Source organism: Dyella humicola, from assembly GCF_026283945.1.
GTDB lineage: Bacteria > Pseudomonadota > Gammaproteobacteria > Xanthomonadales > Rhodanobacteraceae > Dyella > Dyella humicola.
Map to the genome: position 1 here is coordinate 2362303 of NZ_JAPDPC010000001.1, position 15699 is coordinate 2378001.

Here is a 15699-nt window from a genome sequence, read left to right on the forward strand (position 1 = left end):
TCGCCAGCCGAATTAGTTGCGGCCCATGGCCTATACACAGCGGCTACACCGCAACGCGCCGTAGCGCAGAGGGCTTAAAGCGTGGGTCGTTCGGTGACCATCTGCCCACTCGGATGCAGCAAGCGACGCGATCGTCGGCCGAGCCTGCTTTAAGTCCTCATCGCCTCGACGCGTTGCGGTGTAGCCGCTGTGTCTCGCCTTGGGCTGCCAACTGTCTGCTCGCGTAAACCGTCCAACGCTTCTATCCGACGGAGTGCTACCAGTTCTTGAGGCCGTTTTCTTTGGGTTACTTTTCTTTTGGGCCAGCAAAAGAAAAGTGACTCGAGCGCCGGCAGGCGATCGAAACGCCCGCTGCGTAAGCGGCACGCTGGCGACATCGCTCGGTCTTATCGCGACCGCGAGCACCCGCCCCTCATCCCAGCCTTCTCCCCGGAGGGGAGAAGGAGCAGAAGCTATGTCCCACAGTAAGCCAGCTCAACTTCGCAGCCGCGAAGTTGGCCACGCCACCCGCCTCAATGGAAGTCGCGCGAGCGGCTGTCGAGCGAGCCGAGCAACGAGCTGAAATCGATCAGCCGATGCGCAATCAGGTGACTGACCCCATCCACATGCTCCCAGCGACCTTCGACACCCAGCAGGCTCGCTTCCAGATAGACGCGCCGCTGCCGCTCGGCCACATGGCTCCAGACCACGACATTGATGGAACCAAATTCGTCTTCCATGGTGATGAAGGTGACGCCGCTGGCCGTCTGCGGCCGTTGCCGTTGCGTCACCAGGCCAGCCGCGCGCACATGACTGGCATGCGGCTGATGACTTAGCGCGCGCCCATCCATGCAATGCAGTGCACGAAGCCGCGTGCGCAGCTGTCGCAAGGGATGCGGCCCAAGTGTCAGGCCCACGCGCGCATAGTCGGCCAGCGTATTTTCAGCCTGCGACGGCGGCGGTAGCGCGACAGCCGGCTCCTCCGGACTGGCGTGGCCGAACAAAGGAAGTTGTGCTTCGATGCCAGCGATGGCCCAACGCGCGCGATGGCGATGACCCGCCAGTCCGCGCAGCGCATCGGCCTCGGCGAGTGCTTCCTGCTGCTGTCGATTCATGCCGGTGCGCGCGCACAAGTCGGCCACATCATCAAAGGGGCGGCGCGCTCGTTCCGTCGCAAGCCGTCCCGCCATGTCCTGGCGGCATCCTCGAATCTGGCGAAGGCCCAGTCGAATAGCGAAGCCGCCCACGGATGCGGCGTCATCCTCCAGCGCGTTGTCCCACGCGCTGTAACGCACATCGACGGGACGGACGTTGACGCCGTGGCGCTGCGCGTCCTGCACCAACTGGCTGGCGGAATAGAAGCCCATCGGCTGCGCGTTGAGTAATGCACACAAAAACTCCGCCCGGTAGTGGCATTTGAGCCAGCTACTGGCGTAGACCAGCAACGCGAAACTCGCGGCATGGCTTTCAGGGAAACCATACGAACCGAAGCCCTTGATCTGTTCGAACAGGCGCGCCGCGAACTCCTGTGAGAAGCCACTCTCCAGCATGCCCTTCATGAGCTTCACGCGATGGACTTCCATATCACCATTGCGCCGCCATGCCGCCATCGAACGACGCAATGCGTCAGCCTCGCCCGGCGAGTATTTGGCGGCGACGATAGCCAGCTTCATCACCTGCTCCTGGAACAGCGGCACGCCGAGCGTGCGCTCGAACACGCTACGCAAGGCTTCCGACGGATAGGTCACCGGCTCCTCGCCGCGCTTGCGGCGCAGATACGGATGCACCATGTCTCCCTGGATCGGGCCCGGCCGCACGATCGCCACCTGGATCACCAGGTCGTAGAAATTCTCCGGGCGATGCCGCGGCAGCATGGCCATCTGTGCGCGCGATTCGATCTGGAACACGCCAACGGTGTCGGCGGCCCGGATCATCTCGTAGGTCTTTGGATCTTCCTTCGGCATGCTGGCCAGGGTCAGTTCGCGGCCGTGATGCGCCTTCAACAGATCCAGGCATTTGCGGATGCAGGTCAGCATGCCCAGCGCCAGGCAATCGACCTTGAGCAAACGCATCGTATCCAGATCGTCCTTGTCCCACTGGATGATGGTGCGGTCCGGCATGGACGCGTTTTCCACCGGCACCAGGTGCGATAGCGGCTGATCGGAAATGACAAAGCCGCCGACGTGCTGGGAGAGGTGTCGCGGAAAATCTCGCAACTCAGCAGTGAGGGCCAGTACGCGCCGCAATACCGGGCTATCCGGGTCGAAGCCGCGCTCACGCAACCGCCCTTCCAGCGGATCATCGCCATCCTGCCAGGCAAAGACGCGGGACAGCAGGTCGGTCTGATCCATCGGCAAGCCGAGCGCACGCGCCACGTCACGCACCGCACTACGGCCGCGATAGCAAATGACGGTGGCAGCCAGCGCGGCGCGATCACGACCGTACTTGTTATAGATGTACTGGATGACCTCCTCGCGCCGCTCGTGCTCGAAGTCGATATCGATATCCGGCGGCTCATCGCGCTCCGCGGAAATAAAACGTTCGACCAGCAGGGTCGTATGCTCCGGGTCCACCGCCGTGACACCCAGCGCATAGCAGACGGCCGAGTTGGCGGCCGAACCGCGGCCCTGGCAGAGAATGTCCACGCTGCGGGCGTAGCTGACGATGTCCTGCACGGTGAGGAAATACGATTCGTATTTGAGCTGCTCGACCAGGGACAACTCATGTTCGATCTGCTCGCGCACCTTGGCCGAAGCACCTTGCGGCCAGCGCCAGCGAACACCTTCCTCAGTCAGATGTCGCAGCCACGCGGTTGCCGTATATCCCTCGGGCACCAGTTCGGCCGGGTAGCGATACTTCAGATCGGTCATGGCAAAACGACAGCGATCGGCGATACGCGCCCCCTCTTCCAGCAGGCGTGACGGATAGATCTCCGCCAACGCCTCGCACGTGCGCAGATGACGTTCGCCATTGGGAAACAGCAGGTCGCCGGCCTGGGCCACGGTGCGGTGATGGCGCAGCGCGGTCATCACATCCTGCAGGGCGCGCCGACGACGCACATGCATATGCACATCGCCGGCAGCTACTGTGGGTATGCCTAGCGAATCGGCCAGCGTCTCCAGCTGTGCCAGGCGACGCGCATCGTCAGGGCCACGATGCAGTTCGATCGCCAGCCACAAGCGATCATGAAACAACGAGTGCAGCCACGCGCCCTCTTCGCGATCGGGTTTGCTGGCCGGCATCCACAGCGCCAAGGTGCCGGGAAGACCATCAACGAAGTCCTGCCGCGTTACGCGATAGCTACCCTTTTCTGCGGCACGTCGCCCCCGGGTGATAAGTGCACATAGCGCGGTATAACCGGCAAGGTTCTCGCACAGAAGGGTCAGTTTCGGCCCATCGTCCAATTGAAATTCAGCACCAACAATCAGCGCCACACCGGTATCGCGCGACGCCTCGAAGGCACGCACGATACCTGCAAGCGAACACTCGTCCGTGATGGCCAGTGCGCGATAGCCGCAATCCCTGGCCCGCTCGAACAATTCGCGCGCACTCGATGCGCCGCGCTGAAACGAGAAATTCGACAGGCAATGCAGTTCGGCATACGCGCTCATGCGAACCATCCATGCAACATCCACGCGCCCTGCTCGCCCGGCGCACAGAACACCCACGCGTACTGGCCTTGCGAAGTGCGCACCACGTAGTAGTCGCGACGCAGATCGCCGCCGTCCCACCAGCCGGTTTCGATGCGTTCGGGGCCGGCCAGGATGGTCGGTGGCGGGCCGCGTAACGGCCGCGGCGATTCCAGCAACCAGGAGGGACGAGGCAGCGATGCCACGCTGGTGGCGCCTACGCCCGCTGTAGTGGTCTGCGCAAACTCGGGGCGCGGATCCACCGTGCGGCGAAGATGCTGGATGGACGCTTCGCCCAGACGTGCGCGCAGACGTTCACGCAACTGCTCCAGTGGCACCGCGTTGGTGGGACGCGTATCGAACAGGTCGCGACCTGCCGGCACGAAAGGCGGCAACTCACGCGCCATCAGGCGCATTGCGACCACCGGCTGCGACAGCTCCAGTCGCTCCATGCGGCCACGCGCGCAATCGAACAACAGCGTCGCATCGCGAGCGGCCGACAGCATGCCCACCGTCACTCTCGTCGGTGGTCCGCTGCGGTGCTCCAGCTCAAGCTCGAAGCGCTGCACGCCGCCATCGCGCCCAGCCAGGTAGGCCGACAGATCGCCGGTCAGGCGGCGTAACGGAAAGACCAGCGCCTCGACGTGCTCGATCTCGTGCGTCCACTCCATGCGCTGCTCGAACGTATCGGGCGGGCGATAGTTTTCCATCGGCGAAGGCTCGTCGCCGGCAAGCCGATCGAGCTGTGCCACCAACTCGCCACCAAAACGTCGCTGCAAGCCGGCGCGCGGCAACGCGAACAACTGCCCCAGGGTGCGAATGCCCATCGAAGGCAAGGCCTGCGTCACGTCGCCAGGCAGGCGGGCACGCGCTATCGGAATGGGCGACAGTGCACGTCGCAGCGTATCGGGTGTCATCACCGCCAGGCCATCGTGGACACCGGTCAGCACATAGGCAGCATGTGGCGTGGGGGCGAGCGCGATGCGGTGGCGAAAACCCAGCTCCTTGAGGTCATCACGCAACAGCGACTCAAAGCGCGGCCACGGCCCAAACAGATTCAGGCTGCGACTCACCTCCAGCACCAGCGCATGTGCCAGCAAGCCGACTTCGCCGCTATAGCGATAAGCCCAGGCCGCCAACAGGTGATGCCAGCGCGCCTCGTCCTCGGGGTCGTGCTCGACCATCGCAAACTGGCTCAGCAGCGCTTGCGCTGCCGTGAGGCGCTGGCCGCGATACAGGCCGGCGGCACGCGCGGAGCGGTTCGCCGCGTGCACGACACGCGCCTGCGCTGGACCACTGACCAGCACCAGTGGCGCCTCCGTGGGCGGCTGTCGCCGGAGGACACCATCCAGCGCCAGCTGCGGCAGCAACACACAAGCCCACAGCATGTCGCGCCCTCCTCACGACCAACCGGCGGCAAGCGGCAACATGCCAGCTGGCGGTTGCCCGCCACGGCATTTGCGTATGCGTACCTGCAGCGAGGGCTCGCTTTCCAGTTCCAGCCGCAACGCCGCTGGCGACGCCTGCAGCGCATGGCGCTGATCGCGAAACACGAACGCCAGCGCCTTGCCTGTATCGGCGGCCACCTGCAGGCGGCGCAAGGCGCGATCATCCGCCTGCAGCGGCCACGCCAGCACCGCCGCACAGCTACCCGAACGCAGGCATTGCTCGGCGGCCCACAGTACGTCGCGCTCCCCGGCCTGCACGATATCGACGTGGGCCATCACCACGCCACGCGCTTCCCAGCCAGGCACATAGGGTACATACGGTGGCGCGATCAGCATCACGCTGCGTGCCTCTCGTGTCAGTCGCGCCAAGGTGGGTAGTACCAGCTGAAGTTCTCCGACGCCATCGATGGGCAACAGGATTTCTGTCATCGCGTGTTCGGGCCAGCCGCCACTCGGCAAGGCGGCATCGAGCGCGGGCCAGCCCGTGGGTTGACTGCTATCGGGCAGCGGTACCGCGCGCCCTTTCCAGATTTGGCGGGCATGTAGCAATGAGTCCAGCGCGACTACTTGGCCCATGGCGTCACCGCAACGTGCGCAGGCAACGGGTTACGACACCCCAGATCTCCAGCGTCTCACCTTCCCGAAACACGATGGGTTTGAAGTGGGCGTTCTCCGGCAACAAGGCGACATGACCATCCACCTTGCCGAGCCGCTTGATGGTCAGCTCGCCATTGACCACCGCCACCACGATGTCACCCTGACGCGGCGCGAGTGCACGATCCACCAGCACTTCATCACGATCAAAAATGCCTGCGCCGATCATCGACCAGCCCGATACCCGGATGATGAAGGTGCTCGGCTCGTGTCCGGGCAGGACCAGGTGCTCGTTGAGGTCGACCACTTCGTCGACGTCATCGTCCGCCATCGACGGCACACCTGCCGGTACACGACTCAGGAAGGCGGTAAGCCCCACGGTCGAGGGTGTCAACGACATTGGCCGCGGGGCCTCCAGTGAAGCCGTACCCCGATAGGCGTCCAGATAAGCCAGCACCGACGGCACCTGGCTTTCAGGCACGCGGATACGCTGACTGGGTTCGCCGGCAGGACGACCGGCGCCTGGGCGACTACCACCGTGATCGGAAGAAGGCATGAGGGTCATCTTGAATAATGGACCGATAATCAAGATACCACTCTCTGCATCTCACTGCCTGAGATACATCGCGTAATGTCAGCTTTTTCTCGTCAGACTTGGCCTGTCGAGGTTGACATGGCGCCTCTTCGAAATAAGAATAATTCGCATTAAAAGCAATCAACCGCCTTTCCGATCCGACAAGGAATACGCCACGTGATAACCCTCAGCGCGCTGCTGCTGAATCTGGCAGGCGCCGCTCTCGTTTATCTGGCGAGCGGGCAACAGACCCTGTTGAAAGCCCCACTGCGTGTCACGGCACGCCTGGCGGGCTGGGTGCTGATACTCGCAGGCACGGTCTGCTGGCTGATCGTTGCGGGCGCCGGGGCTGGCATTTCCGCGACGCTGACCACCTTGATGCTGGCCTGGGTCATTCTGCCCTATCTCGCCTGGTGGCGCGGCCCCGACGCAGCAGAGACGGATACCCGATGATCGCGCGCTGCCTTGCCGGCGCCCTGCTCGGTTTCCCGCTTGCCGCGACCCTGATCGCGTTGTCACTGCGACTGTTGCCGCATGGCGGTGCGGCGTTTCTTATCCCGGCGATGATCCTGTTCTTTCCGCTATGGATCGCCTTGATGGCCGGCACTTATATGTTCCGCAGCGGTGCACGCGCCTGGATGGTGCTCGGCCTCGCCAATGCGGCGGCCTTTCTCGTGTTGTGGGCCACGCGTTCGGCGGGCTTCCCGTAACGGATGACACGATGAAAGCCTCCACCATTCGCACTTATCAAACGGTTCACACCTGGACCGGCCTGTTGGCTGGCTTTGCGTTGTTCGTGGCGTTTTACGCCGGCGCACTGACCGTCTTCCACAACGACATCGCCACTTGGCAGAACCCGCCGTGGCGCAGCGCGGCGGATGCCGGCGTACCGGTGCACACGCTGATCGATCGCCTCACCGCCACCCAGCCGGCGGCGAAGGACAACTTCGGCATCGTGCTGCCCACCGATGCCTCGCATGCGGCCTATGCGTTCTGGCAGGACAAAGACGATGAGCGCTTTGCCAGCGCCAGCCAGTTGCATGCCCCCCGCGCGGAAGCCGGCGAAAACGAACTCGCCGACTTCATCTACGCCTTGCATGATTCACTTGGCTTGCCGGTAATTGGCCTGACCCTGATGGGCATCGTCAGCGTGCTCTACGGTCTGGCGCTGGTATCAGGCTTCCTGATGCACCTGCCGCAGCTGGTGAGCAGCCTGTTCGCCATCCGCGCAGGCCGCAATCTCAAGCGGCTATGGCAGGACGCGCACAATGCCATCGGCGTGATCAGCCTTCCTTTCCACATCATTTTCTCGATCACCGGCGCGCTGTTCTGCCTGCTTGGCCTGACCCTGGCCACACTCAATACCGTCGCGTTCGACGGCAAGCTGTACAGCGCCTTCGCCCAAGCCACGCAGACCACGCCCACGATCACCGCCAGCGGCACGCCGGCCGTCATGTTGTCGCCCGAGGTGTTGTTGGAACGCGCCCGCGCCACGGCATTGACCTTGGGGGTCACCACGTTCGAACCCGATTACATGCACTTCGTGCACTACGGTGACTATAACGCCGTGGCCGAGGTGCGTGGACTCTCGCAGCATACGCTGGGCACCTTCGGCACGATCGTGCTGTCCGCCCGCGACGGCCGCGTGCTGCGCACGTTTGCCGGTGATGCGTACAGTCTCAATGGCATCAGCTATGCCGCGCTCTATGGCCTGCACTTCGGCAGTTTCGGCGGACGCACCGTGCAGTGGCTGTATTTCATCCTTGGGCTGGCCGGTGCTTTCCTGTTCTATTCCGGCAACCTGTTATGGATCGAATCACGTCGCAAGCGACGCCATCTCGATCAACCGCAGCGTACGCGCGTGATGGCGCGTGCCACCATCGGGGTCTTCCTGGGCACTTGCCTGGGCATTTCGGGCGCCTTCGCCGCGACCTGGATAGCCGTCCGGTTGGGCGCCGATGCCGGCCTGCCACAGCGCATCACCTGTTATGGCCTGTTCCTCGCCGCTTGTGTGTACGCCTGCATCCGCCCCATAGCGAAGGCCACGGTGGAATTGCTCATGGCCACGGCTGCGCTCACCATCGTCGTGGCCGTCGCCGACCTGATCAGCAACGCTGGCGCATTCGCTCAGGCGTGGACGCCGCTGACCCCAAGCGTGCTCGGCGTCGACCTGACTGGCATCGCCCTCAGCATCGTCTTTGCCTGCTTTGCACGCGCAACGGCTCGACGCGCCCGTACGGGTAACGCCCATAGTGTGTGGGCACTGCCGGCCGCCTCCTGAGCCAGCGCACCTGACGCTCTTCGATGGTCAATAAGCCATCCGCACCGCGCCGGGGCGGGCGACAGCGGGCGCGTCACCCATCAGCGCAATCTCGTCCCATACCGTGTCTGCCTCGCCATCAGCAAGCAATTCGTAAGCCGTGCGCCCACCAAACGCATTCTGATGCCGGCACATCCAGCGTACGGCGCGATCCCGGTCGCGCAGACTCTGCACCAGCATCGTGGCAAGCGAGGCTTGCTGCTTTTCCAGCGCGCCAAAGGCGCGCTCCATGACGTCATCCCGCAAGGTGTTGATCTGAGCAAGCTCCGTGGCGACGTCTTGAAATTTGATCGTAACTTTGCGCATACGTTCGCTCCTTATATGCCCGCATCCACACGCCTCTCGTCTGTGTCAATTGCTGCTCCCGACCTCCCCTTCGATCGGATCAGCGCAATGACCAAGTCTTCCCTCCCTGTGCAACCCGCCATTTCGCCGAATACCACGCTGCATCCGGCCATCACGGCGATACCGCCCATGCGACTGGATCATGCGCAAGGTTATGCTGAATTCGCGTGAATTCTCTAGGCTGATCAGCTACGACTTTTGGTTAGTCTTGGCGACCTTGCAACCGCGCCTTTGCTTGCACCAAACTCAAAGAGACAGACTGGCCAGTACCGATTTGAGCCGGGACATGGATGCGTGAATGGCAGCCACCGAAATATCGCCATAGCCGAATATGATTCCCTGCCTCGCGCGTCGTCCGGCATAGAAACGCGAGATGCCATATAGCCCGATCGACTCGATACGCGCCTTGGCGATCAGCTCATCCTCGCTTAGCCCCTTGCGTAACATGGCCGCAAGATGGATGCCAGCAACTGGCGCGATGGGCTCCAGCCAGCGCGACAGCTCACCCTCCAAATGCCCCAGCAAAGCCTCGCGCCGCTCCGCGTAATACCGATGCATGCGGCGCAGGTGCTTGCCAAAATCGCCATCCAGCATGAAACGCGCCAGCGCGGCCTGGGTCAGGCTGTTGCCGTGCCAGTCGTTGATCTGCTTGGCCTTGAGGAAGTCAGTGGCGAGCGATTCGGGTGGTATCACGTAGCCCATGCGCAACTCAGGAAAGATCGTCTTGGAAAAGGTGCCCACGTAGGCCACCACGCCGCTGCGATCGAGACTCCTCAACGACTCCACGGGCCGCCCTTCGAAGCGAAACTCGCCGTCGTAATCGTCTTCGACGATCAGGGCACCGCGTGCCGAAGCCCATTCCAGCAGCGCGATGCGGCGCTCCAGGCTCATGGGCATGCCCAGCGGGAATTGATGCGAGGGGGTCACGTAAACCAGTCGGGCATGATCCGGCAGTGCGCTCACCACCAGCCCTTCGTTATCCACCCGAACAGGTACGACGCGCGCACCCAATGCCAGCAGGGCGGAGCGCACCGGCGGATAGCCCGGCTCCTCCACCGCGACGGTATCGCCGGGATTGACCATGACACGGGCGGCCAGGTCGAGCGCTTGCTGTGCCCCCTGGGTAGCCACCACATCCTGCCAGTTGCAAGTGACACCGCGGTTGAACCCGACATATCGCGCAATGGCCAACCGCAACTCCTGCTCGCCGCCCGGGTCGTGGTACATGCCGCGCCCGCGCGCCTGTACACGCAAGGCATGGTTGATGCACCTGCGCCATACGTCCCCGCGAAACAGCGCCTTGTCGGTAACGCCGCCCAGGTAGTCATAGGTGAGCTGCGTACCGGGCTTGGGCATCGATAGCGCCTCCGGCACTCGCTTCCACACGGCGGCGGCCTTAGGGGAGGCGACACTGCGCGCACGCGTGCTTACGGGTGCTGGCGCCAGCCCTTCCGCGACATAGGTGCCGTCTCCCGCATGGCTGATCAGAAAACCCTCGGCGATCAACCGCTCGTAGGCCTCGAGTGGCGTCTTGCGCGACACGCCAAGTTGCCGTGCCAGATCGCGCGTGGACGGCAGCCGTTCCCTGGCAGGCAAGCGGCCATCCACGATGGCGGTACGTAGCTGCCGGTACAACTGGCCCGTCAGATCCCGGCGGCCGGCGATGGTCAATTGAATGTCCATCCAGTGGTCACCTTAAATTGCTAAAAATTGGATATTTAGGTAGTCCAATAATGAGCATAGCCTTATCCCACCTTCCCCGCTGAATTCTGTTACCAAGGAGCACAGACATGAGCGAGCGTCTCGATTTTTATAAAGCCAGCCCCGACGCCATCAAGGCGATGATCGGCCTGGAGCAGCGCATCGGCAAAAGCGGCCTGGAAAAGTCACTGATCGAACTGGTGCGCCTGCGCGCCTCGCAGATCAACGGCTGCGCCTATTGCGTGGACATGCATGCCTCCGATGCGCGCAAGGCCGGCGAAAACGAACGCCGCCTGTCCACGCTGAGCGTGTGGCGCGAAACGCCATTCTTCACCGATCGCGAACGCGCCGCGCTGGAATGGACCGAAGCCGTCACCTTGATCTCCCAAAGCCACGCGCCGGACACCGTGTGGGAAGCGGTGCAGCCACACTTCTCGCCCGAAGAGCTGACCGATCTGACCTTGCTGATCGTGGCGATCAACGGCTGGAACCGTTTCGCCATTGCCTTCCGCAAGCTTCCTGCCTGATGCCGCGGTGTCCGCTCAACGTGCCGAGTCAGCTCAGGGCTGACGAAGGATCTCAAGAATCTTCGTCAGCACTTCGTCCTTGAGATACAGCTGGTGCCCACTTTTCACGATGGTGGTGGAGGTGGCCCCGGGCAGAATGGCGCTGCTGAGCGGCACGAACCCGTCTCCGGGCGGTCGCGCACCGGGAAGGCTGCCGGCAAAAGTGTAGTAACGCACGCTCGCGACCGGCATCAGCGATTGCGCGGCATGGCTCACCGGCTGTTCCGGACGCAGGGTGCTGATGCTGCTCAGGCCTTCCTTTTGATAGTCAGCCGCCAACGCCACCGACTCATGTTGGCGATTGGCCTTGGCCACGCGCAGCAGCGCATCCACCTCCGGGGCACTGACCCGCACCAGGCGCAAGGCAAGCTGGCCGATGAACTCGTCGGCAACCGGACTGCCCTTATGCGGTGCAGCCAGGAAAATGGCCCGGCTTACGCCCGGATACGCCTTGAAGTGAAAAATGCTGTCTACCACGGCAATATCGGCGGGAGTGCCGCTCAACGCAGTAACGGGTTCATCGAACACGGCATTCCAGATCACTTCGTCGCTATTGGACGCGAGCAGGCGCGACATCACACCACCCAGGCTGTGCCCGATCAGCACCATGTTCTGCCGTGCCGGCGCCGTGCCTGACGGATCCAGCGCGCGCCAGCCATCGTCGAGAAATTGCTGGACGCGGTGGCGATCGAGCAAGATCGGCGTATTGGTGGGAAACACCACGTGCCAGACCTGGTAACGCGCATGCAATTCGGGCGAGCCGAAGATCATATTGGTCAGCCGGGCCCAGATCAGCGGACTGCGCCCCAGGCCATGCAACATGATGATGGGCGTCTTGTTCGGGTCGTAGTCCTCCAACAGGTAAAGGCCCTCGCGAACCGCCAGTTCGGTACCGCCAAGCAGGTTCCATATCGCCAGGCGATCAAGCCGAGATCTGTCGTACAAGGCGGCCAGCGGCGCAGTGACGTCACTGGCAAGCACGACATGCTGATCGGCCACCACGATGTCCGGATGCAGGGTCGGATCGGTCATGACCAACTGGGGCATGCCTTCGCCGTCCTGCTCGACCCATGCCGTCACCGGACGGGCCACCCCCTCCGACGGGAAAAGGCGGCAAGCCGGGTGATCCGTGCAGCGCGCCTGGATGGCCACCAGCGGTATACCCAGGCCCGGCGTCGCATAGCGCGTGCCCATCACAGGCGGGATGAGCACGGTATCGGCGCGGATCAAGGCCATCGTTCCCGACAGGCTGCTCGACACCCCACGGAATTCGACGGCAAGTTTTGACTCACCGACGCTCAGCGTTTCGGAGGTCCAGCGCGGCGGCTCGTGCTCAAGCAGAAAGTCCACCAGCAATCCGCTGCACGTGTTGCTGATGGCCTCGGCCTCGCGCCGCTGGCCAGCATGGCGACTGCCCAGGGCAAGGTAAGCGTACGCTGCGCAATGCATGGCGATCCGTGCGGATGTCTCTGGGTCCGACTGGTGCGGCAGCTCACGCCAGAGTCGCCTGGCTTCGACCAAGGGGTCCGGCGGCGCCGTCGACGGCGTGCCCTGATGCGGCACCGAGGCGCAGGCAGCCAGCAGCAGGCAGAGCGTCCAGAGTCCCAGCAAGCGCCATGAGGCCGCCGGGCCACGCCTGACCTGCGCAGCCAAGCACGAGGTCGTCTTGAAGCGTGCCGCGATGGTTCGGTTGTCACCAGCATCAAGACGGCGCATGCAAGCTCCCATCGCCAGCAGTAGCCCTATCCAACCCGCATCGATGGCTGGGTGCGCAAGTCCAGCCAGCCGCCCTCAAGTTACGCTTGTCGGCATGCGCATGCATCTGTCCCGCCACGGCGAGGCCGGCGCGGGCGACCCGGAGAGAGCGAGCCGCCCCTAAAGCAGGTGCTCGATCGGCAAAAGGTCGCCCAGCCCCACCTTGAAGCGTCGCCACCAGGTCGTTTCGGGGGCGTGGTCATAGCGGATCGCTTGACCATCGGACTGCTGCCCCTCCCAGTAGACGCGACCCGTCGACGCATCCAGCAGCACGTTATAGCTGTGCGTTGGCCTGGTGGCATCCGCGAAGATGGCGAGCAAGGCCTGGGCCAGCACCGGTGATTCGATGATCACGCCGTCCTCGGTATTGAGGTCGAGGGAACGCGGATCGAGGTTCATCGAGCCGACGAACGCATGGCCGTCATCCACCACGATCGCCTTCGCATGCAGGCTGTTGGAGCCCGAGCTGGAGCCAAAGAAATGGCTGCCCCCGCCATGCCCACCGCTGGCGTCGGGCTTCAGCTCATACAGGCTCACCCCCATCTTCAACAAAGGTGGCCGGTACGAGGCATAGGCGTTATACACATCGCCCGCGTCGGTCGAAGCCAGCGAATTGGTCAGTACATGGATTTCCACGCCACGGTCGCGCAAGGTCTGCAGATAAGTGACGCCTCGCTCGCCGGGCAGGAAGTAAGGATTGATCAGGGTCAGACGATGCTGCGCCGAATCCGTCCAGGCCCGCATCGCCGGCACGATGTTCAGGCCTTCGTTGCTGGTCGTCGGGTTCGCCTTCTCGGGATCATCTGCCAGATAGGTGGCTGGCCCCCAGGCCCAATCGGTGGCAGGCACTTCATGCGTAAGATCACCCGCACGGGTGACCAGGTTCTGCGCGTAGTTGCTCTGGCTGAACAGGCGCGCGTTGACCCTGATGTCTTCGCGGATGCTCGCCGCCTCGGCCGGGCTCAAGGCCTTGTGATGAAACGCGCCAATGGGAAATGACAGCTGGCTGTTCCAGTAGCTGTCGAAGGCGGTGCCGATCTCGTTGACGACCGGACCGACGACCAGCACATCGAGATCGCGGAAGTTGACGTTCCCGCTGGCGTCGAAGTACTCGTCACCGATGTTGCGGCCACCCACGATGGCCATCGAGCTATCGGCGACGAACGCCTTGTTGTGCATGCGTCGATTGAGTCGCGAGAAATCGCCGGCGAACTGCTTGCCGATGCTCCATATCGACGAATTGCGCTCCAGGAACGGGTTGAACAACCTGATTTCGATATGCGGGTGACCATCCAGTGCCCGCAGCACTTCGTCGTTGCCGGCCACATGCAGGTCATCGAGCAACAATCTCACTCGTACGCCGCGATCAGCCGCGGCGATCAGGTGGTTGGCAAGCAACTCGCCGGTCGCGTCGCTGTGGAAGGTGTAGTACTGCAGATCGAGCGAGTGCACGGCGCGATCGGCCAGGGCGATGCGCGCCAGCAGCGCTTCGTTCGCATCGCTGATCAGGCGCACGCCCGATTCGCTGTTGTGCTTGATGGTGATGCGGGTCGCGTAGGTAGCCAGCGGCGCGTCGGCCGCTGCCGGCAACATCGTACTGGGAATGCGTGGGTAGTCTGGGCGCAGGTCGGAATGCGTGCATGCGACGAGCGACAACAGTCCCAGCCACGCGAAGTGACGCAGCGATTTGCAGGCCATGTCTCCCTCCTTGGAGCCAGACTCTGGCGAAGTCGCCGGTGCTGCGCAAGCTTTCTCTTACCCGCCTTCCAGGGACTGGCGGACCGGCATCAGCGACCGAAGGTGATTTCCTTGCCTTCGTGGTCGCGGTCCCAGCCGCGCAGCTCGTCACGAATATGCGCCACTCTTTGGCGACCGAGCGCGTTGCGCTCCTCATCCAGCACCTGGCCATCCAGCAGTTCGGCCAGCCGCTGGGCGGTCGGCAGCATGGTGTCCCAGGCATCCAGCGCGGGAATCGGCGCCGGCAGGGTCATGAAGAAACTCAGGCCGGGCGTCAGCAAGGCATCCAGTCGGGTCAGGTCGAAATTGCCCGGCTTGAGCATGTTCGCCACGCTGAAGATCGGACCCAGCTCGCGCTTGCCGTCCACCAGGCGGTGATAGATGCCCATGTCGCCGAACTCGAGGCCGGCCTTCTCGGCTGCCACGATCAAATCGGCGCCGTTGAATACATTGCCTTCGCGCGCCACCACGAACAAGGTGACGATACGCTCCACCGGCAGGCGCTCCGGGCGGCGACCTACATCCGACCGCGGCGGTACGCGCGGTGCGGCGGGAGCCGGTGTGGGTTCGGCAGTCGGGGCGCGGGCTGGCGATACCGGTTCAGCGGAAGTCGCCCCAGCAAGGCTGTTCTCGAACTGTTCCGGCGGCGCGCGCAGGGCGTCGACGATCGATCCGGCGATGCCGCTCGGCCTGGTCAGCGGCGCCGGCTCGATCCGGTCCTTGCCGCCGGCCAGCGTCGCGCCGAGCCGTTCCAGCTCCTCGCGCAGGCCCATGTCCAACTCACCCTGGTGCGGCTGGCCCGCGTCCAGCGGATCCAGGTGGAAGTCGTCGCGCGCGCTGAAGGACGGCTCGTCATGCGACTCGCCCTCGCTGCCGAAGGTCGGCTCGCGCCGCTCACCGGCCTGGCCGAGCACAACACGCCGCCTGCCCTGCTCCTTCTTCGGCTGGCCGAACAACCAGATCAGCGCGAGCACGATCAGGCCGACGATAAGCAACGGAATGCCGACGGCGGGATTCCAGGCGAACGCAAGCACGGGTTGTACGGTCATGA

Annotated in this window: 14 protein-coding genes; 5 read left to right on the forward strand and 9 right to left on the reverse strand. The window is 63.6% G+C overall.

What is annotated here, in order from left to right; all coding sequences use genetic code 11:
- Positions 1–512 precede the first annotated feature (512 nt).
- From OUZ30_RS10555 to OUZ30_RS10570, 4 genes are read right to left on the reverse strand one after another with little or no spacing between them, the layout of a single operon-like run.
- Complete coding sequence (locus tag OUZ30_RS10555) at positions 513–3590, reverse strand: error-prone DNA polymerase (protein ID WP_266182243.1); 3078 nt, start codon at positions 3588–3590, stop codon at positions 513–515.
- Complete coding sequence (locus OUZ30_RS10560) at positions 3587–4996, reverse strand: Y-family DNA polymerase (protein WP_266182245.1); 1410 nt, start codon at positions 4994–4996, stop codon at positions 3587–3589. The genes OUZ30_RS10555 and OUZ30_RS10560 overlap by 4 nt, the downstream gene beginning before the upstream one ends.
- Before the next feature lie 12 nt (positions 4997–5008).
- A complete protein-coding gene (gene imuA, locus OUZ30_RS10565) occupies positions 5009–5632 on the reverse strand; it encodes a translesion DNA synthesis-associated protein ImuA (RefSeq protein ID WP_266182247.1) in 624 nt (207 codons plus the stop codon).
- A gap of 4 nt (positions 5633–5636) precedes the next feature.
- Entirely contained in the window at positions 5637–6206 is a 570-nt protein-coding gene (locus OUZ30_RS10570; RefSeq protein WP_266182249.1) for a LexA family protein, read from the reverse strand.
- Positions 6207–6401: 195 nt separating this feature from the next.
- Here OUZ30_RS10570 and OUZ30_RS10575 point away from each other — a divergent pair, with 195 nt between their 5' ends.
- From OUZ30_RS10575 to OUZ30_RS10585, 3 genes are read left to right on the forward strand one after another with little or no spacing between them, the layout of a single operon-like run.
- Complete coding sequence (locus OUZ30_RS10575) at positions 6402–6677, forward strand: hypothetical protein (protein WP_266182251.1); 276 nt, start codon at positions 6402–6404, stop codon at positions 6675–6677.
- Positions 6674–6934 carry a hypothetical protein gene (locus OUZ30_RS10580; RefSeq protein ID WP_266182253.1) on the forward strand — a complete coding sequence of 87 codons (261 nt, stop codon included), beginning with the start codon at positions 6674–6676 and terminating at the stop codon, positions 6932–6934. The genes OUZ30_RS10575 and OUZ30_RS10580 overlap by 4 nt, the downstream gene beginning before the upstream one ends.
- A gap of 11 nt (positions 6935–6945) precedes the next feature.
- On the forward strand, positions 6946–8505 hold the full coding sequence (locus OUZ30_RS10585) for a PepSY-associated TM helix domain-containing protein (protein ID WP_266182255.1): 1560 nt from the start codon (positions 6946–6948) through the stop codon (positions 8503–8505).
- A gap of 27 nt (positions 8506–8532) precedes the next feature.
- Here the strand turns inward: OUZ30_RS10585 and OUZ30_RS10590 are convergent, their stop codons facing one another.
- Positions 8533–8850 (reverse strand): antitoxin Xre/MbcA/ParS toxin-binding domain-containing protein, encoded by a 318-nt coding sequence (locus OUZ30_RS10590; protein ID WP_266182257.1) that lies wholly within the window; start codon positions 8848–8850, stop codon positions 8533–8535.
- Between the two features lie 87 nt (positions 8851–8937).
- Between OUZ30_RS10590 and OUZ30_RS10595 the strand changes: the two genes are divergently transcribed.
- Positions 8938–9060 carry a hypothetical protein gene (locus OUZ30_RS10595; RefSeq protein ID WP_266182259.1) on the forward strand — a complete coding sequence of 41 codons (123 nt, stop codon included), beginning with the start codon at positions 8938–8940 and terminating at the stop codon, positions 9058–9060.
- Between the two features lie 75 nt (positions 9061–9135).
- Here OUZ30_RS10595 and pdxR read toward each other — a convergent pair whose 3' ends face one another.
- Positions 9136–10572 (reverse strand): MocR-like pyridoxine biosynthesis transcription factor PdxR, encoded by a 1437-nt coding sequence (pdxR, locus tag OUZ30_RS10600; RefSeq protein ID WP_266182261.1) that lies wholly within the window; start codon positions 10570–10572, stop codon positions 9136–9138.
- Between the two features lie 107 nt (positions 10573–10679).
- Here pdxR and OUZ30_RS10605 point away from each other — a divergent pair, with 107 nt between their 5' ends.
- A complete protein-coding gene (locus OUZ30_RS10605) occupies positions 10680–11117 on the forward strand; it encodes a carboxymuconolactone decarboxylase family protein (RefSeq protein ID WP_266182263.1) in 438 nt (145 codons plus the stop codon).
- 33 nt (positions 11118–11150) lie between these two features.
- Here the strand turns inward: OUZ30_RS10605 and OUZ30_RS10610 are convergent, their stop codons facing one another.
- The 3 genes from OUZ30_RS10610 to zipA form a co-directional block, all read right to left on the reverse strand.
- On the reverse strand, positions 11151–12872 hold the full coding sequence (locus tag OUZ30_RS10610; RefSeq protein WP_266182265.1) for an esterase/lipase family protein: 1722 nt from the start codon (positions 12870–12872) through the stop codon (positions 11151–11153).
- A 159-nt stretch (positions 12873–13031) separates the two neighbouring features.
- Positions 13032–14609, reverse strand: coding sequence for a phospholipase D family protein (locus OUZ30_RS10615; RefSeq protein ID WP_266182267.1), 1578 nt, complete (start codon positions 14607–14609; stop codon positions 13032–13034).
- Positions 14610–14698: 89 nt separating this feature from the next.
- Positions 14699–15697: a cell division protein ZipA gene (gene zipA, locus OUZ30_RS10620; protein ID WP_266182269.1), complete on the reverse strand. Its 999-nt coding sequence runs from the start codon at positions 15695–15697 to the stop codon at positions 14699–14701.
- Positions 15698–15699: the final 2 nt, after the last annotated feature.